Origin of the sequence: Granulicatella sp. 572.rep1_STHE, from assembly GCF_001073445.1 — a bacterium.
In the GTDB taxonomy this organism is placed as follows: Bacteria; Bacillota; Bacilli; order Lactobacillales; family Aerococcaceae; genus Granulicatella; species Granulicatella adiacens.
The window spans coordinates 36,309-61,424 of sequence record NZ_JVBO01000009.1 but is presented as its reverse complement, the minus strand read 5'-3'; the positions used below and the strand labels follow the sequence as shown (position 1 = coordinate 61,424).

Here is a 25,116-nt window from a genome sequence, read left to right as displayed (position 1 = left end):
TTTTATTTTCTTATTTTTTCTAATAGAGCTTTGGCAGTTTCTTGATTTAAGTGAGGTGCTTTAGCGAGTAAATTCATAAGAAGCGGAAGTTCATCTTCTGTTGCTCCAACTGCTAGTCCTAAGGATTTCGCTTGTAGTCTCATATGTCCTTTTTGAATGCCATCTGTTACAAGAGCTCTTACAGCAGCAAGGTTTTGCGCTAAACCAATCGATGCAATGATTCCCGCTAGTTCAACAGCACTTGGATGACCGAGTAACTCGTGTGCAAATTGTGCACCTGGATGAATTGCAATTGAACCTCCGACCGTTCCAACAGGAAGAGGAAGAGTGATAGTCCCCACTAAGTTCCCTGCCTCATCTTTTGTCCAATTTGTCAGTGGTTGATATTGTCCGCTTAAACTTGCATAAGCATGAGCACCAGCTTCGATTGCTCGCCAGTCATTTCCAGTAGCGATGACAACAGAGTCAATACCGTTCATAATTCCTTTGTTATGAGTAGTTGCACGGTAAGGGTCCGCTTTAGAAAATTCACTTGCTAAAACGATTCGGCTGATAACTTCTTCGCCTTTAGTCGTTCTTGTATCTAAGATTCTAGGAGAGAGTACGCATTTAGCAGTGACAACGGAGTTTGTTGCAAGGTTTGATAGAATGGCCATAATGCTTTCGCCGCAAGTCATTGCTTCAATTGGTGATACGAGTGCTTCAAGGATGGTGTTCAGCATATTTGCTCCCATTGCTTCTTTTGTATCAACTGATACGTAGAAAATGAAAAATCCTTCTTTGTCAGTAGACTTTTCTTCGACCCATATTTCTCGAATTCCTCCGCCACGTTTCACGATAGAAGGATGAGCATTATTCGCAATCGAAAAGAGCGATTCTCTTTGTTGTTCTAGTTTAGTTTTTACTTCTTCAAGTGTTAGAGGAGATTTAACAATGGCAATTTCTCCAATCATTTCGCGCTTTTCTTGTAACGTTGTGGCTCCACCAGCTAAGTTGATTAATTTTGAAGCATAGCTCGCTGCAGCAATAACAGAAGGTTCTTCCGTTACCATTGGAACGATATAACTTTTTCCGTTCACGATTAATTCTGGAACGATTCCATAGGGTAGGCCGTATATTTCAATTTGGTTTTCGACCATTTGGTTTGCGATGGATTCAGGTAGCGCTAGACCTTTGTTTAGTTGCTCTTTAGCTTTACTAGTCAAAGTAGGATGATTGAATAATATTTCTTTTCTTTCGTCAAGAGATTTTTGATAAAACTTGTAAAAAGGGTTGTTTTGCATCAATGTGCTCCTTTCATGCTTTCATTCAGTATAACAAATTTTTAGAGTTTGCGGGTATGATACAGGTAAAATTTTTAAAAATGAGGTACACTAGTAAACGTGAAAGGAGAGATTTTATGGAATTTATTCGTGAAGTGAATGGTCGCCGTCTGATTTTAGTGGCGGATGAAGAGTACCAAAAAGAAGCAGAAGAGTTGCTTACTTTCGTAGAAGAATATTTTGAGGAGAATTGGGACGAGGTCGACACTTTAATTCCAATTCATTATGGACAAGTGAAAGTCATTCCTAAAGGGGAAGATTTCCAAGTAGTCGTTCAAAATTACGAACATAAACTATTAGATGAATGGGTGGAAGATTTCTCTTATTTCCTAGATATTATTCGTAAAACGATTCAAACTGGAAAACGTACGAAAACATTAGGCCATCTGATTCCATTCCGTTTCGATGGACCATTAGTGATTGCTAACCATACTTTTGAAGTGGATGAGTGGTATGCACACCGTTTTGATGATGAAACTTGGTATATTGCTCCAATCGATCAAACGATTGATCCTCAACCACTAGAAGGAAATCAAGCGTATGAAATCTTTCCAGATTACCCAGAATTATATGAAGTAATGCATTTACCAACCGACTATATTATCTTATTCAAGGGGCATGACATTGTTTCAGTATTGAATACAGATAGCGAAGATGTATGGAACTAGTCAATAACGAAAGGATGTACTATGGTAGAATCAATTTGTCGTATGAATCATGTTGTGAAGGCGTATGAGTGTAATTGGAAAGGAGAGTTATCTCTAAGTCATGTTGTTGGGATTATGATGTTAGCTTCTCGCAAACAAGAACGTAGTCTAGCGCATCCTGATTTGATCTATCAAAAAGGTCTTTCATGGATTGTGATTCAAAACCAATTAACGGTTAATCGTCTTCCTAAATTAGAAGAAGAAATTATTGTCGAAACGGAGCCTGTTGGATATAACAAGTTCTTTACGTTCCGTCGTTATACAATTTTGTCTTTAGAAGAAGAAGTACTAGTAGATGCATTAACAACTTTCTCAATGATTAATATTGAAGAGCGAAAACTCATCTCACTAGATGAAGAAGTGCTTAACGAATATCCAATTGAGAATAAAAAGGATAATCGTCGGAATCCAAGAGTTCCAAAAATCGACTTGGAGAAAGCAAATGTTCAAACGTACCGCGTTCGCTTGAATGATATCGATTATAATCACCATGTGAATAACGCAAAGTATTTCGATTGGGTGATGGATAGCCTTGGCATGGAATTTATTAAGACTCATTCTTTAAAATCAGTTCTTGTAAAATATGATAAGGAAATTTTACCCGAAGCTACAGTTAAGAGTTTTTATGAAATACGCGAAAGTGAAAATGGAGTTCGAACTTTCCATCAATTGGAATCCGATAATCAAAAATGTTGCCACCTATCTCTTGAATGGGAAGTGAAGTAAAATCCTTGTATTTTCATAGGAAATAGGGTACAATACTTTTTGTGTAAAATATGCAGCAGAAATATAGAAGCTCGTCAACAGTCCTAGCCTTTAGGGTAAGGTAGTAACCACGGCTGCAAAGGTGAACCCTTGTAGTGACTGCACGAATCGAAGATTTCGCGATTATTTTACTCCAAAAAAATAAACAATTATTGGAGGAATGTTCAATGTCACGTTACACTGGACCAAGCTGGAAGTTATCTCGTCGTTTAGGCATTTCACTTTCAGGAACAGGAAAAGAAATCGCTCGTCGTCCATACGCACCAGGTCAACACGGACCAAACAGCCGTAAAAAATTATCTGAGTATGGTCAACAATTACAAGAAAAACAAAAATTACGTCATATGTATGGTATGAACGAACGTCAATTTGCTACTTTATTCAAAAAAGCTGGCAAAATTAAAGAAGGTAAACATGGTGAAAACTTCATGGTTCTTCTTGAACAACGTTTAGATAACGTAGTATACCGTTTAGGTTTAGCAACTACTCGTCGTCAAGCACGTCAATTAGTAAACCACGGTCACATCACTGTGAACGGTAAACGCGTAGATATCCCTTCATTCCAAGTACAAGTTGGCGATGTTGTGGGTGTTCGTGAAAAATCACGTAACTTAACAATCATTAAAGAAGCTTTAGAAGCTTTATATGGTCGTCCAGAGTTCGTTACTTTCGACGAAGAAAAATTAGAAGGTTCATTAAACCGTCTACCATTACGTGACGAGTTAACTTCTGAAGTTGACGAATCACTAGTCGTTGAATACTATAACAAACTTGGCTAATCTTATTAGACAATTTCAGAACTGGAATTCACTATTGTGGATTCCAGTTTTTTTATTTATAATTTTTACGAGAGTAAATAAACGAAAAAAAGTTAAAGGGGTTGAATCATATGATTCGCTATGTTGATAATCCAGAAATCACTTTAGTAGATGTATTGCCTATATATGAAGCAGTAGAATGGACAAATTACACGCAAAATCCAGAAATGCTTGAAGTTGCTTATAAAAATTCGCTTCATGTTTTAGCGGCTTTTAATGAAAAAGGAATACTCGTTGGTGTACTGCGCGCCGTTGGAGATGGAGCGTCTATTCTGTTTATTCAAGATATTTTGGTAACTCCTGAGTATCAACACCAGGGAATCGGAACAAAATTGTTACAACAGACTCTAGAAAAGTACAAGAATGTGTATCAAATTCAATTAGCTACTGATAATTCAATGAAGACAATCTCTTTTTATGAATCTAATGGGTTCACAAGTTTAACATCACTAAACTGTGTTTCTTTCATGTATACAGGTAATCAGTGAGCAAACTTTACTAACTTTTTATGGTTTTATGTTAGAATGAGAATGTAAACTAAAGGAAAGAGTGGATACAATGCAATTAACAATTGATAAAAAAGCACAAGCATGGTTTGAAGAAGAAATGGGTGTATCTAAAGAACGTGGTGTTCGTTTCCTGGGTAAAGTATACGGATGCAGCCCGATTCATGAAGGCTTCTCTTTAGCTGTTGAAGTGGATGCTCCAAGTAATCCATATGTGAGCGTTGAAGAAAATGGTATTACTTACTTTGTTGAAACTGGAGATGAATGGTTTTTCCGAGGACATAATTTAGAAGTAAGCTTTGATGAGAAGTTGAAAGAGCCAAGCTACAATTATACAAAAATTGCCGACTAAGGTTGATAAAAATAAGGGAGTCATTGAGTGCGTGACTCCCGTTTTTATTGGACATTTTTGCCTATGTAGAGTAAAGTTAGATAGTTATGAAATGAAGAAAGGATTTATGCAATGACAGAACCTGCAGTAAAATATAGATTGATTAAAACAGAAAAACATACAGGCGCTCGTCTTGGAGAAATCATTACACCTCATGGTACTTTTCCAACACCGATGTTTATGCCGGTCGGAACCCTAGCTACCGTAAAATCAATGTCTCCAGAGGAATTAGATGAAATGGGCGCTAATATCATTTTAAGTAACACTTATCATTTATGGTTACGTCCTGGTGCGGATATTGTAGATGAGGCTGGTAAACTCCATAACTTCATGAATTGGAAGAAAGGAATTCTAACCGATTCAGGTGGTTTCCAAGTATTTTCGTTAAGTGATATGCGTCGTATTGAAGAAGAAGGGGTTCATTTTAGAAATCATTTAAATGGATCTAAATTGTTCTTATCGCCTGAAATTTCAATTGATGTTCAAAACAAATTAGGCGCGGATATTATTATGAGTTTTGACGAATGTCCTGATTTTCATCATACACATGATTATGTGAAAGACTCGATTGCTCGTACAACTCGTTGGGCAGAGCGTGGATTAAAGGCTCATAAGTCACCAGACACACAAGCATTATTTGGTATCTTACAAGGTGCAGGCTATAAAGATTTACGTATTGCTCATGCTAAAGATATGATTTCTCTTGATTTCCCAGGATATTCTATTGGTGGATTATCTGTTGGCGAAACAAAGCAAGAGATGAATGAAGTGTTGGATTACTTAACCCCACTGATTCCTTCTAATAAACCTCGCTATTTAATGGGAGTAGGTTCACCCGACTCATTAATCGATGGTGTCATTCGTGGAGTAGATATGTTCGACTGCGTATTACCAACACGTATTGCGCGTAACGGTACATGTATGACTAGTAGCGGACGTCTAGTAGTCAAAAATGCGAAATATGAACGTGATTTCCGTCCATTAGATGAGAAATGTAATTGTTACACATGCCGTAACTATACACGTGCTTATATTCGTCATTTATTTAAAACAGATGAAACATTCGGATTGCGCTTAACCAGTTATCATAACTTGTACTTCTTATTAAACTTAATGAAACAAGTTCGACAAGCGATTATGGATGATAACTTATTAGAGTTTAGAGAAGCGTTCTTTGAAGAGTATGGATTCAATAAAGAAAATGCTAGAAATTTCTAATGCTTATAGAAAAATCCGGTCATTTTTGTTAAAGTAAGACTATAAATTTTAAGAAATGAGGAAAGATTATGGATCAAACAACATTATTAATTTTATACGTAGTAGTAGCGGGTGGAGCGTTCTGGTTCTTTGGACGTAAACAACGTCAAAGAGTTAAAGAGATGCAGGAAAGAATGGATGCCATTAAACCAGGCGATAGCGTTGTTACCATCGGAGGTTTACATGGTGTCATTGAAAATGTGAATAGTGAAGATCAAACAGTTGAATTAAACTGTGAAGGTGTTATTTTAGTATTCGAAAAACGCGCTATTCATCATGTCATCCCTACTGCAGCTCCAACAAATCTTGAAGTTCGTACGGAAGAAGTAGCAACTGAAGAAGAGTAGTCTATGAACAAGGAAAGTTTAAAAGATAGACATAAAACATGGTTCCATTATAAGGTAATGGAATTTAATGAACTTGGATATAAGACCATTTCAAAGGAAGATCTTTCCCATTATTTTGTGGACTATAAATGGAAGAAAAAAATTCCTGAAAATCTTTATGAGCAAATTTTTCAAATCAATCAGCTAAGTATTAATGAGTATTTTGATTTTGAGTCATTAGAGGCGCAGACAAACAAAGAAATAACATTAGAAGATATCAATCTTAGTGAATTGTTTTAAAGAGAGAAGCTGGCAAAATGCCAGCTTCTTTCTTTTATAATTAAATGTAAAGGTTTGCAAAAAAATTTAGAATTAGTATTGATATTTTCGGAATTATAGATAGAATAAAAGTATAGGTTAGGACTTTAAATTGAAAGGGAGATGAAAACAAATGAATATGTTTTCATTAGAAAAATTTTTCTATGAAAACTATTTACAAACAATGTGAAATAGTGTACGATATAAATGTGATAAAAATAACAAGCACTGGGGGAAATCACAAGTGAGTGAAGAAAAAAGCAACCAAGTACAACAAGAAATCAACTTATTAGTTGAGAAAGGATTAAAAGCTCTAGATGAATTTCGCTTGTTAAATCAAGAACAAGTGGACTACATTGTAGCCAAAGCATCAGTAGCTGCGTTAGACCAACACGGTGTATTAGCACAACATGCAATCGAAGAAACAGGGCGTGGAGTTTTCGAAGATAAAGCTACGAAAAACTTATTTGCCTGTGAACATGTAGTGCATAACATGCGTCATACTAAAACAGTTGGCGTTATTTCAGATGATGACGTAACTGGATTAACTTTAATCGCTGAACCTGTAGGGGTTATTTGTGGGATTACACCTACAACAAACCCAACTTCAACTGCAATTTTCAAAGCGTTAATCGCATTAAAAACACGTAACCCAATCGTGTTTGCATTCCATCCATCAGCTCAACAAAGTTCAGCACATGCAGCTCAAATCGTTCGCGATGCAGCAGTTGCAGCAGGAGCTCCTGAAAACTGTGTTCAATGGATCGAACATCCATCAATTGAAGCAACAAACGCTTTAATGAACCACGATGGTATTGCTACAATCTTAGCAACAGGTGGTAATGCAATGGTTAAAGCTGCGTACTCTTGCGGAAAACCAGCTCTTGGGGTTGGTGCAGGGAACGTTCCAGCTTATGTTGAAAAATCTGCTAACATTCGTCAAGCGGCTCACGATATCGTAATGAGTAAATCATTCGATAATGGTATGGTTTGTGCTTCTGAACAAGCAGCAATCATTGATAAAGAAATTTACGATGACTTTGTTGAAGAATTAAAGAGCTACCACACTTACTTCGTAAACAAAAAAGAAAAAGCATTATTAGAAGAATTCTGCTTCGGCGTAAAAGCAAACAGCAAAAACTGTGCTGGTGCTAAACTAAATGCGAACATCGTTGGTAAACCAGCTGCATGGATTGCTGAACAAGCAGGTTTCTCAGTTCCAGAAGGAACAAACATTCTTGCTGCAGAATGTAAAGAAGTTGGCGAAAAAGAACCTTTAACTCGTGAAAAACTTTCTCCTGTCATTGCAGTACTTAAATCAGAATCACGTGAAGATGGTGTTGAAAAAGCTCGTCAAATGGTTGAATTCCATGGTTTAGGACACTCAGCAGCAATTCATACTGAAGATGCTGAATTAGCTAAAGAATTTGGACGCGTTGTTCGTGCAATTCGTGTCATTTGGAATGCTCCTTCTACTTTTGGTGGTATCGGGGATGTTTATAACGCATTTATCCCATCATTAACACTTGGTTGCGGTTCTTATGGACGTAATTCAGTTGGGGATAACGTAAGTGTTGTAAATCTATTAAATATCAAAAAAGTAGGGAGACGTAGAAATAACATGCAATGGTTTAAAGTTCCATCAAAAATCTATTTCGAACGCGATTCAATTCAATACTTACAAAAAATGAAAAATGTAAGCCGTGTAATGATCGTTACTGACCAAGCAATGGTTAAATTAGGATTCTTACAACGTGTTATTGAACAATTAGAATTACGTCCAAACAAAGTAATTTATGAAGTATTCTCAGACGTAGAACCAGATCCAGACATCACAACAGTAAACCGTGGTGCTGAAATCATGAAGAGCTTCGAGCCAGATACAATCATCGCTCTTGGTGGTGGTTCTGTAATGGATGCTGCGAAAGTAATGTGGATGTTCTACGAACAACCACAAGTGGACTTCCGTGACTTAGTACAAAAATTCATGGATATCCGTAAACGTGCATTCAAATTCCCAGAATTAGGGGAACGTGCTAAATACGTTGGTATCCCAACAACTTCTGGTACAGGTTCTGAAGTAACACCATTCGCGGTAATTTCAGATAAAGCAAACAACCGTAAATATCCATTAGCTGACTACTCACTAACACCAACAATTGCGATTGTTGATCCTGCATTAGTGATGACAGTTCCAGACTTTGTAACAGCTGATACTGGTATGGACGTATTAACTCACGCAATTGAAGCGTACACTTCAACACTTGCAAATGACTATACAGATGGTTTAGCATTGCAAGCAATTAAATTAGTATTTGAAAACTTAGTAAGCAGTGTGAAAAATGCTGATTTCGTATCACGCGAAAAAATGCATAACGCTTCTACAATGGCTGGTATGGCATTTGCCAATGCGTTCTTAGGTATGAGCCACTCAATGGCGCATAAGATTGGTGGATTCTTCCACACTGTTCACGGACGTACAAATGCAATTCTATTACCATACGTAATCCGTTACAATGGTACTCGTCCTGCTAAAGCTGCTACATGGCCAAAATACAACTACTACCGTGCAGATGAAAAATTCCAAGACATTGCTCGTATGTTAGGATTACCATCTTCAACACCTGAAGAAGCAGTTGACGCTTTAGCTAAAGCTGTATACGAATTAGGGGAAGCTGTAGGTATCGAAATGAACTTCAAAGCTCAAGGTGTTAACCACAAAGAATGGTTAGCTACAATCCATGAGATTGCAATGCTTGCTTATGAAGATCAATGCTCACCTGCAAACCCTCGTTTACCAATGGTAGCTGATATGGAAGAAATTCTTGCGGATGCATATTTTGGATACAAAGAACGTCCAGGTCGTATCAAATAATTGATTTTTAAATCTAAAGAGTCTTAGGAGTTTCCTAAGGCTCTTTCTTAGCTCTGTTTTTCAATCGCAAACTATGCTATACTGAAAGGGAAATGAAAGGAGATGGCTTATGACACCAAATAAGGAAGATTACATTAAAACAATCTATAAATTAGGTGGTAAAGATGAATTTGTAACGAATAAAGCCATCAATCAAATGTTGGACCTTTCAGCAGCTTCCACAACAGAAATGTTAAACAAGCTAGTACATGATGGCACGGTCGAATACATTCGTTATAAAGGTGCAAAATTAACGCAAAAAGGGATTAAAGTTGCAGAACGTTTGATTCGTTCGCATAAAATCTGGGAAGTCTTTCTTGTTAATTCTCTTGGATTTAGTGGAGAGTCTGTTCATGATCAAGCAGAAATTCTCGAACATGCTTCAAGTGTTGAAATGACAGAGCGATTAGCGGAGTTCTTAGGGAATCCAACGCATTGTCCTCATGGAGAAGAAATACCTCCATATTCAGAATAAAATAGTTGTAAAACTGGTCTGTTTTGACCAGTTTTTTTGTTTGGGCTCTAGTATTAAAGAAAAAAATTTAGTACAATAATAGTACAGTTTAAGTTAGGTGTTTCATTTTTTTAATACAGAGGGGATATTATGACATCAAAGCATCAACAAATCATTCGTTATATTGAATCGCTTCCAGTTGGAGAAAAAATCTCAGTTCGTTCGATTGCAAAAAATATGGAAATGAGCGAAGGCACTGCTTATCGTGCCATTAAGGAAGCTGAAAATATTGGGATTGTTTCGACCATTGAACGAGTTGGAACGATTCGTATTGAACGTAAAACAAAGGATAATCTAGAAAAACTTTCTTTTGGAGAAATTATTAAGATTATTGAAGGGGAAGTATTCGGTGGGCATGAAGGATTAGATAAAATCTTAAACCGCTTCGTTATAGGTGCGATGACACTAGACGCTATGACACGTTATATTCAACCAGAATCACTTGTGATTATCGGGAACCGTGAAGATGCACAATTACTCGCTTTGAATCAAGGAGCAGCTGTTCTAATTACTGGGGGATTCCAAGCAACGCCTCAATTAATTCAAAAAGCGGATGAACTTAAAATTCCATTGATGGGAACAACATACGATACATTTACTGTTGCTAGTCTCATCAACCGAGCAATGACCGATCAACTGATTAAGAAAAAAATCATGATTGTTGCAGATATTTATAACGATATCGAAAATACGAATTACTTGAGAATGGATCAAACCGTTAAAGAATATCGCCAGCTAAGTGAGAAAACAGGAAATTCGCGCTTTCCAGTTGTGAATCACTCTAATCGTTTAGTAGGGGTTGTTTCAGCTAAAGATATATTAGGAAAATCTGATAGTTTAATTATTGAAAGAATCATGACTAAAAATCCTTCTGTATCTAAGTTACATGCGAGTGTGGCAAGCGTTGCGCATTCGATGATATGGAATGGTTTAGAAATGCTACCTGTTGTTCAAGATAATATGGAACTGATTGGAATCATCTCAAGACGTGACGTTATGAAAGCTATGCAATTAACACAAAGACAACCTCAAGTAGGGAATACTTTTGAGGATGATGTGAGTGAAAATCTAGAAGTAATAGAAATTAACCCAACAAATGCGAGATTTAGTTTTACGGTTACTCCTCAGATGACCAATAATTTAGGGATGTTATCTTTTGGAGTTCTTTGTGAAGTGGTTTCAGTTGCTTCGAAAGAATTCATTCATCGTAGCCAACGTCGCAATACGGTTATTGAACAATTGGAAATGCATTATTTGAGGATGATTCCAATTGAAAGCAAAATTGCGATTCAAATTCAGACTTTAGATATTGGACGAAAAGTATCTAAAATTGATATTTCTGTGCTACTTGAAAACTCGGTAGTTGCGAAGGCGATTATGTCAAATCAATTAATGGAAAGAAACTAGGAATGAATTACAAAGAATTATTAATAAAAATCATCACGGAGATTGAAAAAGCCAATTCAATCGTGATTTTAAGGCATAGAAAACCAGACCCAGATGCTTTAGGGTCACAAATAGGACTTAGTAAGCTGATAAAAGGGGCATATCCTGAAAAGTCTGTTTATGTTATTGGAGATATGCCCGAAAACTTGAAGTATATCGGTGATATGGATGAAATCACTCAAAAGGTATTCAACAATTCGCTGGTTATCGTTGTGGACTGTTCCACACCTCGACTCATTAATTGTCCGTTTGAAGTGAATGTAGATGAGGTGATTAAGATTGATCACCATCCAAATGTGACTTCTTACGGAAAGGTTTGTTATGTGGATACAACTGCCGCAAGTGCTAGTGAAATCATGGCAGAATTTGCTTTTGATGCAACGACACCATTTCAAATGAACAGAGAAGCCGCTAATGTTATTTACGCTGGAATTATCGGAGATACAGGACGATTCTTATATCCGTCGACTACTTCGAAAACTTTTGCGCTTGTATCAAAATTGATACAACACGATGTAGATTTGTTTGGGATTGCCGATAGGATGATTACGAAACCGCTGAATGTGAATCGAATGACAGGGTATATTTACGAGCATTTAAAAGTATCTCCTGAAGGGATGGCGAGTGTTATTTTAACCAAAGAGGTACTTCGTCGTTTCAAAGCTAATGACCAGTTAGCCTCACTTGTAGTTTCAGTTCCTGGTACTGTTGAAGGGATTTTGGCTTGGAGTCTGTATGTGGAACAAGAAGATGGTACCTTTAGAGTTCATTTACGTTCAAAAGAACCAATAGTAAATCACATTGCGCAAGAGTTCGGCGGCGGAGGTCATACACTTGCATGCGGTATTCCTTCTGTTACGCAAGCCCAAATTTTAGAAGTGGATGCTAAGTTGAAAGAGGCAGTAAGAAACTTTAAGAAAAATTGAAATAACACTCAAATAAGAGTATTATAAAGTGTTGTATTTACAATAAAATTAGTCCTATGATTGGATGAAAGGAATTATAAAATAATGAATTATACTGAGTTTTTTAAAAAGATTGATGCAGAAATAAAAAAAGCGGATTCGATTGTAATCTTACGTCATGAATCACCAGACCCAGACGCAATTGGGTCACAAGTAGGGTTAAGAGAAATTATTCGCGCGACTTATCCAGAGAAAACAGTCTATTTACTTGGTGAAATGCCTAGCTCATTAAATTATATTGGAGAAATGGACGAGATCACGCAAGAGCAATTTGACGCTTCACTTGTTATTGTATTGGACTGTGCGAATACACCGCGTATTGATTGCCCATTTGAAGTAGATCCATCGAAAGTGATTAAAATTGACCACCATCCAGATAGAGATGTGTATGGAGCTATTTCATTTGTTGATACTGATTCAAGCAGTACAAGTGAGATGTTGTGTCGTTTTGCTTTTGATGCTGAAAGTACTTGGACAATGTCAAAAGAAGCATCTAATGCACTTTATGCTGGTATTGTTGGTGATACAGGACGTTTCTTGTATCCTTCGACGACAACCATTACATTTTCAATGGTTTCTAAATTATTAGAATTCGATGTAGATATTTCAGGGATTGCGTACCAAATGATTACAAATCCTGTTTCAGTTAGTCGCTTAGCAGGATATATTTATCAAAATATGGAAATTTCTGACAATGGAGTTGCAGCAACTGTATTGACTCAGGAACATTTAAAAACTTATGGTATTGAAGAAGACCAAACACACGGAGTAATCTCATTACCAAGTACAGTAGAGGGCATTCATTGTTGGGGTCTTTTTGTGGAACAACCAGATGGAACGTATAGAGTAAATCTTCGTTCTAAAGGTCCAATCGTGAATACAATTGCTCAAAATCATGGAGGCGGTGGACACCCGTTAGCTTCAGGAGCTGTAGTGAGTACATTAGATGAAGTGCAACAAATTGTCTCTGAACTGAATGATTCAGCAAAAGAATTTTTGAATAAATAGCAATTGCTTTAGTCTTTTAGTATTTTAAGTACTAAAAGACTTTTTTGTTTTAAAATTCTTCTTAAATGAATTGACTTATAACGATTTCAAGAATACAATGATATTATGTGTTAAATCACATTTAACCATAAATTATATCAATGCAATTTATTTTGATTAAAATTAAATAGAGACGGAGGTGACTCAATGGACTCAGTAGTAATAGGTGGCCTCGCGATCTTAGCTTTAATAATTGGAATTGTTGCTGGATATGTTGGTTTCAAATCAAATTATGAGAAAAAGTTAATAGCAGCTCGCGAATCGGCTGATATGATTATCAAAGATGCTGAAAAAGATGCGGATCGATTAAAGAAGGAAGTTCTTTTAGAAGCAAAAGAGGAAAATCATAAGTATCGTGCTGAAGTTGAAAATGAGTTAAAAGAAAGACGAAATGAAGTACTTCTTCAAGAAAAGAGAATGATTCAACGTGAAAAGAATTTGGATCGTAAGGATGAAATTTTAGAGAAACGTGAACAATCCATTGAATCAAAGGAAACTAAAATCCAAGAGAAACTTGAAAGAGTGACAGAAAAAGAGCAAGAAGCAGAAGCTCTAGTTGCAAAACAACAAGAAGAATTGGAACGTATTTCTACAATTAGTAAAGAAGAAGCACAAGAAATAATTATGAAAGACATGACCGAACAGTTAAGTAAGGAACGTGCCATCATGATTAAAGAGTCTGAGCAACTTGCAAAAGATGAAGCAGATAAAAATGCTAAGAATATCATTCTTCAAGCGATTCAAAGATCTGCAGCAGATTTAGTTTCAGAAAATACAGTAACAGTTATGACTTTACCAAGTGATGAAATGAAAGGGCGAATTATTGGACGAGAAGGTCGTAATATTCGTACTCTTGAATCATTAACGGGGATTGATGTTATTATTGATGAAACACCAGAAGCGGTAGTTTTAAGTGGTTTCGATCCAATTCGTCGAGAAATCGCTAAGATGACCTTAGAGAAATTAATTTCTGATGGTCGAATTCATCCCGCTCGTATTGAAGAAATGGTAGAAAAATCTCGTAAAGAGATGGATGAGCGTATTCGTTCGATTGGTGAACAAGCGACATTTGAAGTCGGAATTCACTCATTACATCCAGATTTGATTAAGATTTTAGGTCGTTTATACTTTAGAGCTAGTTACGGTCAAAACGTATTAAACCATAGTATCGAAGTTGCTAAGTTAGCTGGTGTGATGGCCGGTGAACTAGGGGAAGATGTAAATCTTGCTAAACGAGCAGGTTTACTTCATGATTTAGGAAAAGCACTGGATCATGAAATTGAAGGTTCGCACGTTGAGATTGGCGCTGAAATCGCTCAAAAATATAAAGAAAACAAAGTAGTTGTAAATGCCATTGCTTCACACCATGGAGATGTTGAAGCGACTTCAACGATTGCCGTTCTTGTGGCAGCAGCCGATGCTTTATCAGCAGCTCGCCCAGGAGCAAGACGTGAATCAGTTGAAAATTATATTCGTCGTCTAGAAAGACTTGAGGCGATTGCAACAGAACACGAAGGTGTAGAAAGAAGCTTTGCAATTCAAGCAGGTCGTGAAGTACGTGTAATGGTACAACCAGACAAAATTAGTGATGAAAAGGCAATAATTTTAGCTCATGACATCAAAAATCAAATTGAAGAAGAACTCCAATATCCAGGACATATTAAAGTTACAGTTATTCGTGAGACAAGAGCAGTTGAGTTTGCTAAATAATTGGTGTACTTTAATTTTAAAAGGACATTAGAAGAAGGCTCCCTATGATTATTTATAGGGAGCTTTTTATAAATAAAGACGTTATCCATTTCATGGATAACGTCTTTATTTTTTACGTCTTAATTCTAACTGTTTCGTCGTTCTTGAGTTGTTTGTTCATTATTTGAATCATTACGACGGTTATTTTCTGTCGTGGTTTCAGATTGACGAGTTGTTTGTTCTTGAGTCGTTGTAGGTTGTTCGATTTGGAATTCGTTAGTAATAGGGTCCGAACTATTACGTCCTACGGTTACTACAATGGAGACAGAAACACTTGGTCCTGTAATATTCTGGAATTTAACGGAATTTCCAGTTACAGTCTGTGATTGACCATTTGCAGTCACTTTGAATTGTGGAGTTCCTTGTCCTGTATTATTATAACGATCCCATGTCACCGTTAACTCTTTCTTTTCCTTATTGTATGTTGCTTTTAACCCTGTTGGGCCTTCTATTGTAACACCGTAATTTGAAGATTGTTGAGTTGGAGTACTTCCTTTAACAAATAGCTCTGTAGCAATCATATTTGCTGGTGTTCTAGGTCCAGGCAGACTTAGTGGGATTGATCCTACTTCAATTTGTTGTTGAACAACACTATCTGGTTGAACCCAATCTTCTCCACTAGAGTATTGAGCCATATATTTCATTAAGTGATAATAAATTAGCTTAGCATATCCTTGTTCAGTGGTATCTACACCACCACCTTTTTCGTATGGATTATCATAACCAGTCCATACTGAGATTGTATAATCAGGTGAATATCCGATAAACCATGAATCTGGGATAATGTCTTCATAATCAGAAGCTCCCATTGCACGTTTTTGTTCAATAGTGTAGTTTGATGACCCGGTTTTAGCAGCAGTTGAAAGTCCAGGAATTGCTACTTCAGTGGCAAAACCATATGTGAACGAATCTTTTAAGACATTCGTAATCATGTATGCAGTAGAATCTTTCATTGCTTGTTTTTGTTCTGGTTTAAACTCATAAACTTGACCATCACGAGTAGTGATTTTAGTCACCGTATATGGTTTTGAGTAAGTTCCGGCGTTAGAGAAAGTTGCGTAAGCAGCAGCCATTTTAATTGGAGAAATTTCTGCACCAATAGCGTTACTTTCTACTAAATAGTCTTGTCCATCATTTTTAATTTGAATATCTAAATTATTCAGGAATGATTTAATATTGGTTTCACCAACAGCCTTAAACGCTTCTAATGCCGTTGTATTTCTTGAATAAACAAGAGCTCTACGTAATGTCATTGGTCCATTATGTCTAAAGTCCCAGTTATTTAGTTCAACACCATTTGAATATGTTGTCTTTTGATCCAATAGCGTTTGACCAGTTGAATAGTTTAAATATTCAATAGCAGGGCCGTAGTCGATAATTGGTTTGATAGTAGATCCTGTACTTCTTTGATTATCAGTTGCCCGGTTGTAAGCGAATAGAGTTGTTTGTTTACGACCACCGCTGACAGCTCGAACGGCACCTGTTTTAGAATCTAACATTACAGAAGCACTTTGAATTTTATCGTTAACATAATTGATATAGTCATTTGTGTTAACAATATCATTCAGTTTTTGTTGTGCTTTAGAATCAATGGTGGTTTCGATCACTAGACCGTCATTGTAAGGATCAAGACCTGTTTTATCTTGAACTTCTTTTAAGACCATCGTTACGAAAGAATCGTAGACTAAAGCTTTATCTGAACTATCAACATTATTGTCATGAGCAATTAGTCCATCATTAATTGGAGTCGCTAAAGCTTGCTCGTATTGCTCATTAGTAATTTTTTCATTTGTTTTCATTGTATATAAAACTGTATCTCGGCGTTCTTTTGCCTCTTCAGGATGAGCATATGGATCATAGGAATTAGGTGCTTGAGGCATTCCGGCAAGTAAAGCTACTTGAGGAAGAGATAACTCCGATAATTCTTTGTTAAAATAATAGTGTGAAGCTGTACCAAATCCGTAGACACTATTCGCCATATATACTTTATTTAAATAGAAAGTAAGGATTTGCTCTTTGGAAAACTCACGTTCGAGTTTAAGTGCTAGAATCGCTTCTTGAATTTTACGTTGATACGTTTGATCTTCTTTCTTTGTAGAAAAGACAGAAAGCTTAATCAATTGTTGAGTAATCGTACTACCACCTTGAGTTATTTGACCAGCTTTGGCATTTCTAAAGAAGGAACCTAGAATACGAATGGGGTCAATTCCCATATGAGAGTAAAATCGTTTATCTTCAATTGAAGTTACAGCATCTTTAAGTAATTGAGGAACTTGATCACTAGTAATGACATCTCTTTTTTCTCCACCCAGAGAAGAGATTAGTTCGCCATCTTTATCATATATTTTTGTTTCAGTCGCCCCTTGAAGGTCACTTGCTTTAATTTCAGGAGCAGTGGAACCATAATATGCAAAAATTGCAATGATTGCTATCAGTGCAACTCCTATAAATGCTCCTAAACCAATAAGAACTTTTTTTAATATTTTTTTCTTATTAGAAGGAGATGAAGCTTTCTTTTTTGGTCGGCGGTGCTGCGATGAACGCGACTGGCCGGTATTGTTTTCAGTCATTTATTGACCTCCTTATAATAAATCATCCACTACATCCAAATAATTAAGAGTCATTTGTAGTGAAAGTTGAATTTGATATCCATTTTCTTGAATATAGGATAAAGGGATTGATTGTCTTTTAGAATGAACATCCTTTATATACTCATCAATTTTTGGGTATTCGAGCAAATAGTATTTTTTTAAAGTTGAAAAGTAAAAAATTACAAAGGAAATTCCACCTTGCTCGGTGCATTCTTTCATATGTGTTAACTGATGCTCATGGATATTCTTTAAAGGAAATGAAGTTTTATTTTTAGTTTCTTTCGCTTCAAAATCGATATATCTTCCTTTATAAACTCCGTTATAGTCAGTAGTAGAAGCATGACGATAATATGCTTCAGTTATTTTGGCAGCACTTCTGACAGGATAGTCTACTTTAACGACTTGAACTGGAGTAGGTTTCTTATGAATGACGGCTCTTTTTTGAATACGATAGAGTTCATTAGTTTGATTCAATATATTTTCTAAACCCATTCCACGACTACTGTATATAGTCTGCTTTTCAGCTTTATTAGTAGTTTGTACTAGGTGTTTTTGTCCTTTTGGATATTGAATCATTTTATCCCTCCTTTGGCGACTATTATAACATTTTAATTGTAAAATGAAAAAAACAATTACTTTTGTTACCTTTTTTTAACATTGTAGAAAAATACCTATAAAATAAACATTCTATTCAGGTCAATTATGTTTTACAAAAGATGAAGAGTATTGTAAAATAAATGAGTATGTAAATCCATTCGTCTTTTTAGATGAATAATGAATTTATGGAGGAATAATATGACAGCAAAATTCGAAAAAGTTGAAACTAATAAAGTTGTTTTAACATTTGAAATCTCTCAAGAAGATATTAAAAAAGGTTTGGACCAAGCGTTTAACCGCGTTAAAAAGAACGTGAACGTTCCTGGTTTCCGTAAAGGTAAAGTAAGCCGTCAAGTATTTGAAAAAATGTACGGTGAAGAAGCATTATACCAAGATGCGTTAAACATTCTTTTACCAGATGCATACGATAACGCAGTTGAAGAAACTGGAATCTTCCCAGTAACTCAACCAAAAATCGATATCGAATCTATCGAAAAAGGTAAACCATGGGTAATTAAAGCAGAAGTAATTGTAAAACCTGAAGTTAAATTAGGTGAATACAAAGGCTTAACTGTTGAAAAACAAGATCGTACAGTATCTGAACAAGATGTTGAAGATCGCCTATTACAAGAACAAGCTCGTGCAGCTGAATTAGTTGTTAAAGAAGAAGCGGCTGAATTAGGTGACACAGTAGTTATCGACTTCGAAGGTTTCTTAGGTGAAGAAGCTTTTGAAGGCGGAAAAGGTGAAAACCACTCATTAGAATTAGGTTCTGGTTCATTCATCCCAGGTTTTGAGGACCAATTAGTTGGCGCTAAAGAAGGCGATGAAGTTGAAGTAAAAGTGACTTTCCCTGAAGAATACCATGCAGAAAACTTAAAAGGTCAAGATGCAGTTTTCAAAGTTAAAGTTCACGAAGTAAAAACTAAAGAATTACCTGAATTAACTGATGAATTCGCTAAAGATGTGGATGACTCAGTTGAAACATTAGCTGAATTAAAAGAAAAATTCCGCAAAGAATTAGAAGAAGCTAAAGCAGCAGCAGCTGACGAGGCAGTAGCTGATGAAGCTTTACGTAAAGCAGTAGAAAATGCTGAAATCGTTGAATTGCCACATGAAATGGTTCATGACGAAGTTCACCGTCAAATGGAGCATTACTTAAACGATATGCGTCGTAACGGAATCTCTCCTGAAATGTACTACCAAATCACTGGTACAACAGAAGCAGATTTACACAAAATGATGGAAAAAGACGCAGACGTTCGTACTAAGACTAATTTAGTATTAGAACAAATCGTTAAAGAAGAAGGCATCGAAGCAACTGATGAAGATGTAGCTAACGAAGTAAAAGAATTAGCTGCTCAATATGATATGGAAGAAGATGCAGTTCGTGCAGCAGTTTCAGTAGATATGTTGAAAAACGATATCGCAATGAAAAAAGCATTAGCTGTGATTACAGAGTCTGCGAAAGAAGCTTAATAGATGAAAGTTTATCGCGCTGGTTTCAATATGAAATCAGCGCTTTTTTTGAAACAACTTTTCTTGTTGAAAATTAAGACTTATGGTACTCTTAGTAGAAGAAATCAGGAAATAGAATGGGGGTTTCAGATTGTATAAAGATGAAACAAAACAAGTAAGATGTTCTTTTTGTGGAAAATCGCAAGAACAAGTAAAAAAAATTATCGCTGGTCCTGATGTATTTATTTGTAATGAATGTGTTGATTTATGTAAAGAAATCATTGATGAAGAATTTTCATCTATAAGTATGGATGAAATGATTGATGTCTTGAAACCGCAAGAAATTCGAAAAGTGTTAGATGAATATGTTGTCGGTCAAGAACATGCAAAGAAATCATTAGCGGTAGCAGTGTATAATCACTATAAACGGATTAATCATTTATTGAATGAAGACGAGGACGAAGTAGAATTACAAAAAAGTAATATTTGTTTAATTGGACCAACTGGGTCTGGAAAAACATACTTAGCTCAGTCTCTTGCTCGAATTCTAAATGTACCATTTGCCATTGCAGATGCAACTACGTTAACAGAAGCTGGTTATGTTGGGGAAGATGTGGAGAACATTCTTCTTAAATTATTGCAAGCGACTGATTATGATATCGATCGTGCTGAAAAAGGAATCATTTATATTGACGAAATTGATAAAATTGCTAAAAAAAGTGAGAATGTTTCTATTACTCGTGATGTCAGCGGTGAAGGGGTTCAACAAGCTTTATTAAAAATTCTTGAAGGAACTATTGCCTCAGTCCCACCTCAAGGAGGAAGAAAACATCCTCATCAAGAGTTGATTCAAATTGATACATCTAATATTTTATTCATTGTGGGTGGTGCTTTTGATGGTATAGAAACCATTGTAAAAGAACGATTAGGTGCTAAAGTTATTGGATTTGGATCTTCTAATAAAAATTTATCAAGTCATGAAAGTCTAATGCAACTTATTATTCCAGAAGATCTACAGAAATTTGGGTTGATTCCTGAATTTATCGGTCGTCTTCCGATTACTGCTGCATTAGAACCATTATCTAAAGAGGATTTGGTTAATATTTTAACGAAACCAAGAAATGCTTTGGTGAAACAGTATCAAAAACTCTTTGCAATGGATGATGTTGAATTGGAATTTGAACCCAAAGCACTTGATGCTATTGCCTCAAAAGCAATTGAAAGAAGAACTGGAGCTCGTGGATTAAGAAGTATTATCGAATCTGTTATGATGGATTTAATGTTCGAGATTCCAAGTCGAAATGATATTACTAAAGTTGTAGTAACTGAATCAATTGTTACAGGGACAGGACAACCTGATTTGTACGATGAAGATAATCGCCTGATATCCTAGGGAATTTCACAAATATATGGTAGGATAGAATGAGATGCGGTATTATAAGCGGTATTTCATTCTATTTTATTATTGACTATATGAATTGAGGGAGAGATATATGAGAGGGTTAAAATCCTTTATTAAAAAAAGATATTCTAAAGAAGAATTTGCTTGGATTATGCAAGACTGGGCTAATTCTGTTTATTCATTAATGATTACAACAGCAATATTTCCTTTATTTTTCAAAACGGTAACTTCTAACGCCGGTGTTTCGGCAGCGGATTCTACTGCTTATTTGGGGTATGCAAACTCGATTGCAACTTTTATTGTTTCTATTATGGCACCCGTATTAGGTGCATTGGCTGATTATAAAGGATATAGAAATCCTATGTTTACGTGGAGTACGTTGATAGGAGTATTTTCGGTAGTTGGTATGATGTTTGTAGAAAGTGATCAATGGATGATTTTACTTGTTCTATATACATTGTCTGCAATCGGATACTCTGCTTCAAATATTTTCTACGATAGTTCTATCATGGATGTAACTTCCTATGATAGAATGGACAGTATTTCTGCTGCAGGTTATGGCTACGGATATATAGGTAGTGTTTTTCCATTTATCTTATTTATGATGGTCATGCAGTTTAGTGGATTAAATTCCACTGCAGTCGTAATGGTAGGGTTCTTTATTACAGCGGCTTGGTGGTTTGTGTTTACAATCCCTTATTGGAGATATGTAAAACAAAAATCATTTATTGAGAAACCAAAAAATCCTGTAAAAGATAGTTTTATCCGTTTGTGGAAGACCATTAAACATATTGGAGAACACAAACAAGTATTTCTTTTCTTATTAGCTTATTTCTTCTATATTGATGGAGTAGGAACAATTATTAAAATGGCTACTGCAATTGGTGCAGATATGGGACTTGATGGGAATAGTTTAATTGTAATTCTGTTAATCGTTCAAATTGTGGCCTTTCCGTTTAGTTTGTTCTATGGATTTTTATCCAAAAAAATTGGCAACAAAATGACTTTATTCATTGGAATTGGTACATATGTAGCTATTTGTATTTTAGCTTTAGGTCTTAAAACGTATAATGATTTCTTATTTCTTGCCATCTTAATTGGTACTGCTCAAGGTGGGGTACAGTCTTTAAGTCGATCGTTATTTGGTCAACTGATTCCAGCGAATCAGTCAAATGAATTTTTCGGATTTTATAACATTTTTGGAAAATTCTCATCTATTCTTGGGACTACATTGTTAGGGATTACTGCTCAATTGACAGGAAAATCATTAGATGGAGTATTCTCATTAGTTATCTTGTTCTTAATCGGTTCAATTTTGTTATTCTTTGTTAAAATACCAGAAAAGAAAGGGTTAGAAAATGAAGGTTAATAAAGCGGAATTTACAATTAGCGCAGTTTCTCCAGCACAATATCCTGCAGGAGACCTTCCTGAAATTGCTTTGTCTGGTCGTTCGAATGTTGGAAAATCATCCTTTATCAATAAGTTGATTCAAAGAAAGAGTCTTGCTAGAACTTCTAGTAAACCTGGTAAAACGCAAACACTAAATTTTTATCATATCAATGAGCTGTTTTACTTTGTGGATGTACCAGGATATGGTTATGCAAAGGTTTCAAAGAAAGAACGTGAAAAGTGGGGAAAAATGATTGAGGAATATATTACTACTCGTCAATCATTAAGACTAGTTCTTATTTTGGTAGACTTTAGACATGAGCCGAGTCAAGAAGATGTTCAAATGAGAGAGTTTCTTGAATACTATAATATTCCTTATCGAATTGTGATGACAAAATGTGATAAGATTCCTAGAGGAAAATGGAATAAACATGTAAGTGTAATCCGTAAAGCATTTGGAAAACCTCCAGAAGATTTATTCCTAACTTTTTCTTCAGAAACTGGAGAAGGAGTAGAGAAAGCTTGGGATTTCATTGAACAATTTATTAAAAAAGAGAGCATTGCTTAGTAGCTTTGCTCTTTTCTTTTTATCAATATAACTTATAAGGTATATTGAAAGTTAAAAGGATATACTATAAAGATGATAATAACAATGTTTTGAGCGAAAAATAGAATTGATTACATTGCATTCATTTTAGAATTATGTTATATTATATGCTGTATCATTAGGCGTATTGTATGGAGGGTGTTTTTTATGAGTCAAAGAATTTCAAAAGAAACGGTTCAAAGCATACAATCGCAAGTGAATATTCTTGATATTGTGGGTCAGTTTGTACAGTTACGAAAACAAGGGAAAAGTCTATTTGGTCGCTGTCCATTTCACGATGAAAGGACACCATCTTTCACTGTGACGGAAGAAAAACAATTATTCCATTGTTTTAGCTGCGGGAGAGGTGGCAATGTTTTTAATTTCATGCAAGAACTTGAAAACTTGTCTTTTCCGGAATCCGTGGTTCGAGTTGCTGAACTCTCTAACATCGATATAGACGTAGAGCTACCAACAACGCAAATGATTATTCCGAGAAAAGAGAAGAAATTATATGAGGCTCATGAAAAAGCGGCTGAGTTTTATTCTCACGTTCTTTTAAACACTAAAGGCGGGAAAGAAGCGCTTGATTATTTAGAAAATCGTGGATATACCGTCGAAACCTTAAAAGAATTCGGATTTGGTTTTTCTTTAAAAGACAGAACACAATTAGAACTAGTCCTTCAAGAATTACAATTAACGGATGAGGAAAAAGAAGCTTCAGGTCTATTTTCTGAAAAACAAAATGGTTTCTTTGATCGTTTTAATCAACGAATAATGATTCCGCTTAGAAATGAACATGGACAAATTATTGCTTTTTCCGGAAGAGTCTTACCAGGTTATTCTGATGATTTCGCATCTCAAGCAAAATATTTAAATAGTCCAGAGACAATCCTTTTTTCAAAAAGAAATTTTCTTTTCAACTTCGACTTGGCAAAGAAAAATATTCGAAAACAGAATAAAGTGATTTTGTTTGAAGGGTATATGGATGTTATTTCTGCTTGGCAAGCAGGTGTTCAAACTGGGGTTGCTTCGATGGGGACTTCTTTAACTCCTGAACAAATTCAAAGCATACAGAAAGTTACAGATACAATTCTGATTGCTTATGATGGAGATAAGGCGGGGTTAGAAGCAACGAATCGTGCCATAGAAATGATTCAAGACACTAATGCTTTTAAAATAGGGATTATTCCTTTTGATAACGGCTTGGATCCTGATGAATTCATAAAAGAACGAGGGACTCAAGCGTTTAAAGATTTAGTAGAATATTCTCAAGAGACGGTATACCAATTTAAGAAGAGATTTCTTTCTAAAAAATATTCTTTACAAATAGAAAGCCAAAAAATTCAGTATATCGAAGAAATGATTGTAGTACTTTCTAAAATTAGTAATGAAGTTGAGCTGAACTTGGCGATGAAATCTCTCGCTGATGAATTCGATTTAGATTTCTCAACCGTTTTAAACCAGGTAAAACAATTACGGTTACGCTTAGGAAAACAAAAAAGGCAGTCTAACGCTGAGTCAGTTTCTTATAATCGCCAGGTTGAGATTAAACCTGCAACGAAGAATGAGCATATCCAAAAACATTTGATGTATCGATTGCTTCATAATGAACAGGCATGGACTTATCTAAATAGAATTGATTCTGAATTCGTTTTTCCTGATTCGCATTATGAACAGTTATATTTATTGTTACAATCTTTTAAGAATGAAGAGAATGAAGTTGATGTTCAACAATTTTTCCTCTTTTTAGATGATAAAGATGTTTTGAACCGAAATCTTGTTTCAGAAATTGAACTGTCTAACTTTCCACCGGAATGTACAGAACAAGAAATTCAAGATTTAGTTTATGTTTTATCGAAAAAAAATTCGCTAAAAGAGCAGCTTGCTAATAAAAAAGAAGAGTTGAATCGTGCTGCTCTTATGAAAGATGATATTTTACGTCAGAAATTGATGCGTGAAATAATGGAGATTCAACGACAATTAAGAAATAGAATGAATGGAGGAATGGTGAATGACAGTTCAAAAAAATGAAAAAGGTCAAACA

22 protein-coding genes are annotated in these 25,116 nt (G+C 35.6%); 19 read left to right on the top strand and 3 right to left on the bottom strand.

The genetic code is table 11. The features are described 5' to 3' along the window. Positions 1-2: 2 nt before the first annotated feature. Positions 3-1,283, bottom strand: coding sequence for a hydroxymethylglutaryl-CoA reductase, degradative (locus ADH99_RS01085; RefSeq protein WP_049555466.1), 1,281 nt, complete (start codon positions 1,281-1,283; stop codon positions 3-5). A 116-nt stretch (positions 1,284-1,399) separates the two neighbouring features. On the opposite strand from ADH99_RS01085, the gene ADH99_RS01080 reads away from it, so the two are divergent. The 14 genes from ADH99_RS01080 to rny all read left to right on the top strand — a co-directional run bounded on the left by ADH99_RS01080 (position 1,400) and on the right by rny (position 15,006). Continuing rightward, positions 1,400-1,990, top strand: coding sequence for an immunity protein Imm33 domain-containing protein (locus tag ADH99_RS01080; protein ID WP_244266387.1), 591 nt, complete (start codon positions 1,400-1,402; stop codon positions 1,988-1,990). 21 nt (positions 1,991-2,011) lie between these two features. Continuing rightward, positions 2,012-2,755, top strand: a complete 744-nt coding sequence (locus ADH99_RS01075; RefSeq protein WP_244266388.1) for an acyl-[acyl-carrier-protein] thioesterase — start codon at positions 2,012-2,014, stop codon at positions 2,753-2,755. Positions 2,756-2,961: 206 nt separating this feature from the next. Then, positions 2,962-3,573, top strand: coding sequence for a 30S ribosomal protein S4 (gene rpsD / locus ADH99_RS01070; protein ID WP_005605618.1), 612 nt, complete (start codon positions 2,962-2,964; stop codon positions 3,571-3,573). Positions 3,574-3,683: 110 nt separating this feature from the next. Then, positions 3,684-4,100, top strand: coding sequence for a GNAT family N-acetyltransferase (locus ADH99_RS01065; protein WP_049555468.1), 417 nt, complete (start codon positions 3,684-3,686; stop codon positions 4,098-4,100). A gap of 70 nt (positions 4,101-4,170) precedes the next feature. Then, complete coding sequence (locus ADH99_RS01060; protein ID WP_049555469.1) at positions 4,171-4,470, top strand: HesB/YadR/YfhF family protein; 300 nt, start codon at positions 4,171-4,173, stop codon at positions 4,468-4,470. A gap of 111 nt (positions 4,471-4,581) precedes the next feature. Further along, positions 4,582-5,727: a tRNA guanosine(34) transglycosylase Tgt gene (gene tgt, locus ADH99_RS01055; RefSeq protein WP_048710024.1), complete on the top strand. Its 1,146-nt coding sequence runs from the start codon at positions 4,582-4,584 to the stop codon at positions 5,725-5,727. A 68-nt stretch (positions 5,728-5,795) separates the two neighbouring features. Next, the gene (gene yajC, locus ADH99_RS01050; protein ID WP_049555470.1) at positions 5,796-6,113 is read left to right on the top strand and encodes a preprotein translocase subunit YajC; all 318 of its coding nucleotides are present in this window, start codon (positions 5,796-5,798) and stop codon (positions 6,111-6,113) included. A gap of 3 nt (positions 6,114-6,116) precedes the next feature. After that, complete coding sequence (locus ADH99_RS01045; RefSeq protein ID WP_049555471.1) at positions 6,117-6,392, top strand: post-transcriptional regulator; 276 nt, start codon at positions 6,117-6,119, stop codon at positions 6,390-6,392. 262 nt (positions 6,393-6,654) lie between these two features. Then, complete coding sequence (gene adhE, locus ADH99_RS01040; RefSeq protein ID WP_049555472.1) at positions 6,655-9,285, top strand: bifunctional acetaldehyde-CoA/alcohol dehydrogenase; 2,631 nt, start codon at positions 6,655-6,657, stop codon at positions 9,283-9,285. 109 nt (positions 9,286-9,394) lie between these two features. Continuing rightward, entirely contained in the window at positions 9,395-9,799 is a 405-nt protein-coding gene (locus tag ADH99_RS01035) for a metal-dependent transcriptional regulator (RefSeq protein ID WP_005605605.1), read from the top strand. A gap of 129 nt (positions 9,800-9,928) precedes the next feature. Further along, on the top strand, positions 9,929-11,245 hold the full coding sequence (locus tag ADH99_RS01030) for a DRTGG domain-containing protein (protein WP_049555473.1): 1,317 nt from the start codon (positions 9,929-9,931) through the stop codon (positions 11,243-11,245). Positions 11,246-11,247: 2 nt separating this feature from the next. Continuing rightward, on the top strand, positions 11,248-12,210 hold the full coding sequence (locus ADH99_RS01025) for a DHH family phosphoesterase (protein ID WP_049555474.1): 963 nt from the start codon (positions 11,248-11,250) through the stop codon (positions 12,208-12,210). Positions 12,211-12,294: 84 nt separating this feature from the next. Continuing rightward, entirely contained in the window at positions 12,295-13,257 is a 963-nt protein-coding gene (locus tag ADH99_RS01020; protein WP_049555475.1) for a DHH family phosphoesterase, read from the top strand. 186 nt (positions 13,258-13,443) lie between these two features. Further along, positions 13,444-15,006, top strand: coding sequence for a ribonuclease Y (gene rny / locus ADH99_RS01015; protein ID WP_005605598.1), 1,563 nt, complete (start codon positions 13,444-13,446; stop codon positions 15,004-15,006). Between the two features lie 125 nt (positions 15,007-15,131). Here rny and ADH99_RS01010 read toward each other — a convergent pair whose 3' ends face one another. Both ADH99_RS01010 and recU read right to left on the bottom strand, forming a co-directional pair. Continuing rightward, entirely contained in the window at positions 15,132-17,615 is a 2,484-nt protein-coding gene (locus ADH99_RS01010; protein WP_049555476.1) for a transglycosylase domain-containing protein, read from the bottom strand. A 12-nt stretch (positions 17,616-17,627) separates the two neighbouring features. Further along, entirely contained in the window at positions 17,628-18,212 is a 585-nt protein-coding gene (gene recU, locus ADH99_RS01005; RefSeq protein WP_049555477.1) for a Holliday junction resolvase RecU, read from the bottom strand. A 219-nt stretch (positions 18,213-18,431) separates the two neighbouring features. Between recU and tig the strand changes: the two genes are divergently transcribed. From tig to dnaG, 5 genes are all read left to right on the top strand, one after another. Then, on the top strand, positions 18,432-19,712 hold the full coding sequence (gene tig, locus ADH99_RS01000; RefSeq protein ID WP_049555478.1) for a trigger factor: 1,281 nt from the start codon (positions 18,432-18,434) through the stop codon (positions 19,710-19,712). Positions 19,713-19,842: 130 nt separating this feature from the next. Next, positions 19,843-21,084, top strand: a complete 1,242-nt coding sequence (gene clpX, locus ADH99_RS00995) for an ATP-dependent Clp protease ATP-binding subunit ClpX (protein ID WP_005605591.1) — start codon at positions 19,843-19,845, stop codon at positions 21,082-21,084. A gap of 100 nt (positions 21,085-21,184) precedes the next feature. After that, the gene (locus tag ADH99_RS00990) at positions 21,185-22,462 is read left to right on the top strand and encodes an MFS transporter (RefSeq protein ID WP_049555479.1); all 1,278 of its coding nucleotides are present in this window, start codon (positions 21,185-21,187) and stop codon (positions 22,460-22,462) included. Beyond that, a complete protein-coding gene (yihA, locus tag ADH99_RS00985) occupies positions 22,452-23,051 on the top strand; it encodes a ribosome biogenesis GTP-binding protein YihA/YsxC (protein WP_049555480.1) in 600 nt (199 codons plus the stop codon). Before ADH99_RS00990 ends, yihA begins: the two co-directional genes overlap by 11 nt. 186 nt (positions 23,052-23,237) lie before the next feature. Next, the gene (dnaG, locus tag ADH99_RS00980; RefSeq protein ID WP_049555481.1) at positions 23,238-25,103 is read left to right on the top strand and encodes a DNA primase; all 1,866 of its coding nucleotides are present in this window, start codon (positions 23,238-23,240) and stop codon (positions 25,101-25,103) included. Positions 25,104-25,116 lie beyond the last annotated feature (13 nt).